Genomic DNA, 735 nt, shown 5'->3' with positions numbered 1-735 from the left:
GCAGGCCCAGGCAATTTATGGCCCATGGCTTTACACGCTGCACACCGGCGCCGACACCTTGAGCGAAACCGGAGTGGCAGCGACTGCTACCGGGTACACCTCGCAGGCGTTGCTTAATGCCTTGCCGGACGTGCAATTGATGCCGTTCGTGATCGAGTGCGGGACGTATCCGGGGCCGGAGGTTCATCGGCATTTGCGTGATGACCATTGGTTGCATTTGCATGGTGATCCGCTGGATGCGACGGGGCGGGGGATCAAGTTGAATCTGTTGGAGCAGTTTTATCCGGCTGATCCGGATTGGCGGGCGATGGTCGGTTTGCGCACGCGGCAGATCTGGGTGAAAGGGTTGGCGGCGTTGGAAAGCTGGTCGCAGTAAATCATCAGTGCCTTTGCTGCTGGCACTATCCTCCAGGCACAAAAAACGGCTCACTTTGCGGTAAGCCGTTTTTTGTATTTGTGCTGCGCGATCTAATTCATACCTGGATCGAATCCGTTTCCTACAGCGTTTTTTCAACCTGATCTGTCGGTACCGATTCAGTCGAATGAAAAGGCATTTCGCGCCTGTAGTACCTCGCCCCCGACCTAGCGGTTGTTCTGCATTTCTCCTACAGACTTTTCAGGTCGACAACTTACGCACCGCTGCCTGAGGATGTTTTCTGTTGTTTTTCCAGGATGGATTTCAGATGAAAAGGATGAGTCCGTTGCCAATCAACTCTATGTTCAGTCGGCCATTGT

General features: G+C 53.7%; 1 protein-coding gene. It reads left to right on the top strand.

Translation table 11 applies throughout. The features are described 5' to 3' along the window. On the top strand, positions 1-376 hold a 376-nt coding region (locus tag BK660_RS30110), incomplete at its 5' end, for a DUF2817 domain-containing protein (protein WP_123436400.1). Positions 377-735 lie beyond the last annotated feature (359 nt).

Source organism: Pseudomonas brassicacearum (assembly GCF_003732265.1).
GTDB classification, from domain to species: domain Bacteria; phylum Pseudomonadota; class Gammaproteobacteria; order Pseudomonadales; family Pseudomonadaceae; genus Aquipseudomonas; species Aquipseudomonas brassicacearum_D.
Note: the sequence above shows the minus strand (reverse complement) of the source record. Positions and strands in the feature narration are given on the sequence as shown.